Source organism: Candidatus Paceibacterota bacterium (assembly GCA_041661265.1).
Lineage (GTDB): Bacteria > Patescibacteriota > Minisyncoccia > JAHIHE01 > JAGLIN01 > JBAZUT01.
Window position 1 is genome coordinate 1 of record JBAZUT010000029.1, and the last position, 4,421, is coordinate 4,421.

General features: G+C 38.6%; 4 protein-coding genes. All 4 read left to right on the plus strand.

What is annotated here, in order from left to right; genetic code table 11:
- The first annotated feature begins 254 nt into the window (after window positions 1–254).
- Complete coding sequence (locus tag WC788_09835) at window positions 255–1,142, plus strand: Fic family protein (GenBank protein ID MFA6097896.1); 888 nt, start codon at window positions 255–257, stop codon at window positions 1,140–1,142.
- Window positions 1,143–1,722: 580 nt separating this feature from the next.
- Window positions 1,723–2,316, plus strand: coding sequence for a hypothetical protein (locus tag WC788_09840; protein ID MFA6097897.1), 594 nt, complete (start codon window positions 1,723–1,725; stop codon window positions 2,314–2,316).
- A gap of 417 nt (window positions 2,317–2,733) precedes the next feature.
- Window positions 2,734–3,303: a hypothetical protein gene (locus WC788_09845; protein ID MFA6097898.1), complete on the plus strand. Its 570-nt coding sequence runs from the start codon at window positions 2,734–2,736 to the stop codon at window positions 3,301–3,303.
- Between the two features lie 186 nt (window positions 3,304–3,489).
- Window positions 3,490–4,110, plus strand: a complete 621-nt coding sequence (locus WC788_09850) for a hypothetical protein (GenBank protein MFA6097899.1) — start codon at window positions 3,490–3,492, stop codon at window positions 4,108–4,110.
- Window positions 4,111–4,421: the final 311 nt, after the last annotated feature.

The window sequence follows — 4,421 nt, forward strand, 5'->3', positions numbered from 1 at the left end:
ACTAAACCGGTATGCTTAAGGACAAGAAGAGACGATCGTATTGCGAGTGGCTCAAGGCCATTGACACCTTAGTCTCTTCTTCCTGCCCTTAAGTATACACTATTATCCCTATCTCCTTTATATGACAGGACAGGGAGCGTCCAATCTTAATAAATACCGTTAATTTATGCTGATTGAGGGTTAAATTAACGATATATTGACATAATATCGTTAATCTGATATAATTAAACATATAATTAACGTAAATTTGCTATATGTCCACTCCAAACCCTATAAAAAATAGAATTGGGACGCTTAAGGCTGAATACGATAAGCTTCTTAGGGGAAAAGAGTCTCTTTTGAATATTCTTGATGAATCCGAAATTTCGGAAAGCGTATTCAATTCGAATGCTATCGAGAACTCCACCCTGACACTGAAAGAGACGGAAAGGATCTTGCTCGACTTGGAAGTTTCGAGGAATGTTTCTGTTCGTGAAGTTTTTGAAGCCAAGAATCTTGCGCGGGTCATGGAATATGTGAAGGGGAAAGCGCGGGAGTCGGAAATATCCAAAGAAATGATCCTTCTCCTCCACAGAATGCTGATCGGAAATATAAATGACAAGATCGCCGGACGTTTTCGTGCAGTCGGCGAATACGTCCGCGTTGGAACTCATGTCGCGCCGGCGCCGGAACACGTGGAGCGGATGATCGACGAGATCCTGCTTGAATATACAAGCGATCATGAAAGCTATTTTACGGACAAAATCGCGAAATTCCATCTTGATTTCGAGACAGTCCATCCTTTTTGCGATGGAAATGGCAGAATTGGAAGGGTGATAATCAACTATCAGCTTCTGCGATTCGGCTTTCCGGCCGTTATAATCCGCGACAAGGAAAAGAAGGTCTATTATGAATCGTTCGGAAAGTATCGCGGATCGAAGAGCGCCAAAATAATGGAAAAAGTTATTGATCTTGCACTCACGGAATCGCTTCACAAGAGAATCGCATATCTCCGCGGAGAAAATATAGTTACGCTTTCTGACTTTGCAAAGAAGAGCAATAGATCTATAAATACTCTCATTAATGCTGCCAAGAGACAGACTATTCCTGCTTTCCGCGAGAAAGGAGTTTGGAAAATTGGGGAACGTGCCAAGCAGAAATAAGGCGTCAGGTACTTCTATCGTTAAAATCGGACTTCTGATCGGACTCCCGGTCGAACATCTTCGCTTCGGCTGCGATTTCGCAGGGGGAATCTCTTCGCCTCCGAAACCTTCCCTTGTCCCAAACTGTTTGATCCGTTCTTGTAAGAATCCTACTATCTTTAATTCCTGCCTACGGCAGGCAGGCGCGCGCCGTGTCCGCCTTTGGCAGAAATAGGTGAATAGTGTGTTATTAACAACCAGACATATTTCCCCGCGACTGACTTTTCTAGTCTAGGCTAAAATATTAAGACGTAGTTTTCACACCTATCTCTAATTCGCGCGAATAGGCGAATAGTTTCAATCTACCCCTCCAGCGTACTTCTATTTGATACATTTCTCTTATTTTCCGCTGTCTTAAAATAATTGCTATGGCTAGAATTTTAAGACAGTTCTATCCACGACATACTCATCTCCCTCGCGACTGACTTTTCAAGCCAAGGCTAGAAAATTAGGATTTAATTTTAACATCTGTACCTAACTCGTGCGAGTAGAATACAATCAGAGGATGAAGTCTCAATATTTCATTTTAATAAACAAACACATGACACCGAAAATTATTTTCAAATATTCTTGGATTTATGACCAAAATTGGAAAAAGTGGATAAAGGTTTATATAAAAAAAGAAGACAAAAACTATCCGACAACGCCAGAGGTTCTAAATTATATTAAAAAAGTAGAGAAAATGTGGCGTAAATGCGAGAAGAAAGTTTTAAGAGAAATGACTGAATTAACAGGATTAAAATGGAAAGAAAAGAATATTACTTGTTATGTGGTAGGAAACTGTTCTCCATTCTCCGATCCCTTAACAATAAAGACTTATAAAGAGCATGATTATTTTATTGATACTTTAGTTCATGAATCTATCCATCAACTGTTTACACAAGAGGGAAATTTAGAACAGGCAGCTAAAGCCTGGAAATATTTTGAAAAGAAGTATGCAAACGAAACATACCGAACGCGGATACATATACCCCTGCATGCAATACATTGGCATATCTTCTTGAAGTTTTTTGGACAAAAGAGACTGGATCGGCAAATTGAAAAAATGAATAAATACACTGATTACAAAAAGGCTTGGGATATTGTGAAAAAGGAGGGGTATCAAAATGTTATAGGCAGATTTAACAATTTTTAAAGTAGATGATCTCTAATTCTAGGCAGAAAAGTCGTCAGGTACTTTTATCATTGAAAATCGGACTTCTGATCGGCCTTCTGGTCGAACATCTTCGCGTCGGAGAAATGCATTTTCACACACACCCCTAACCCCCTGCCTACCGGCAGGCAGGCTCTCGAGAGGGGGCTAATCCGAATCTCTCCGCCTCCGAAACCTTCTTCTCTCCCATCCCACATAATTTCTTTCTCTAACCGATTCTTTCTCCAAAACCTCTCTTTTCCCGCTATCTTAAAATAATTGCAATGGCTAGAATTTTAAGACGGTTTCTTTTTCTGCCTTCCCTCCCTTTTTATTTTGCTACTTGATCATTATATCTCTTGCCCTGCTGTCTTAAAATAATTGCTATGGCTAGAATTTTAAGATAGAATGAAAATATATATGAATGATAAAGCAATAAAATCAACAAGGATTATTTTGAAATGTATGCTCCTCGGTGGAGGAATAGTTTTAGCGTCCACGTCCCCATATTTTGTTCAGAAAGCACTGCCAAGAATTCTGAGAGCTGCTAATTTTGAGTGGAGAAAATATCAAAATAAAAGGAAGTTCTACAACTCTTTTTATTATCTGAAAAATTCGGGAATGATCAATATGGATTATAGGGGAAAACAGCTTTATATTTCCTTAACCGAAGAGGGGAGGGCAAAGGCTAAGAAATATCGGATCGATGATCTCCGGATCGAAAAACCTAAAAAATGGGATAAGAAATGGCGAATCATGATCTTTGACGTCAAGAATGAGCAGAGAATGAAAAGAGAGGCTCTTAGAGGCAAAATAAAACAGCTTGGCCTGTTTCAAATTCAAAAAAGCGTTTGGGTTTATCCTTATGATTTTGAAAAAGAAGCTGGGATCTTGAGGGAGTTTTTTAATTTTAACTCCGAGGAAATGCAATTAATCACAGCTTCAAAGATTGAAAATGATGAGCTTGTGCGCAAACATTTCGATCTCTGACTGACTTTTCTAGCCTAGGCTAAAATATTAAGACAGTAGCTTTTAATGCCTATCTCTAATTCGCCCAGTACTAATCTAAAAAATAGTACGGGGCACTGCGCGTCTGCCCGCCTTGGGCGGGAATAGGTGAATACTATCATTTTTGGTTAAGTGATCAAGATATCAATAAAATAATGGTTTATATTTATGGAAACTTTTATAGAATGTTTCAAAATTATTTTAACCGGCGATAAAGTAGCAAGCCGGCAGGCGGCAAGGCGCGTAAGGAAGATATTGTATAGCTCGCATTCCAGTAAGAATGAATATGCTGATATAAAAAAAATTATTGAAACCGCACCTCAAGAATATACAAATATTATCGAAGATTGGAGACAGGAAAATTTTGTTATATCGGTGTCGGTTATATATTATTTGCACGGCAGAGAAAAACAGCCAGATTTTATATTTCCATGGTTATTTCATTTGCTTTTAAATAAAAATGGCAATATTCGGCATGCTGCAGTTCGCATGATTGGACACGAGCTTGGGCCTTTGACAGTTCATCTGCGCGTACCCGACTGGAAACCTGATCGTTCGGAAATAAAAATGGAAGAATCAAATCGTATATTGTGTGAATTATATCTCAATTTAAATAATTTGCTGGATGATCTATGGAGACCTTCATACAAGAGATATAAATATGTTGATTCTTTGCCGGCAGGACCTTATAAGTCTGTTCAAATGGTTTTAGGAAAATTAAAAGCTTATTGCGGAGAAGAATTTATAAAACTATTGGAAAGTATCTTGTTCAAACAATCGTTAAAATAAAATAAAAATTTGCAGAAAAGGCGTCAGGTATGCTCTGTAGAAAACATCCCGATTCTGGTATAATATGCAGTATATGACTACATCTAAATCTCCTTTATCTATAGCTCGAGTAGCTTACGCCGCGGCTTTGCGAAGCTTACCGGCTTACACTCATTCCAAGAGCCCAAAAAAATTCACTCAGTCCCAACTAGCGGCTTGTCTGGTGCTAAAAGAATTTTTTAAAACTGATTATCGAGGCATTTCCTCTATTCTGGAAGATTCCTCCGATATCAGGATTATCCTTGAGCTTGATCAAGTTCCTCATTTTACCA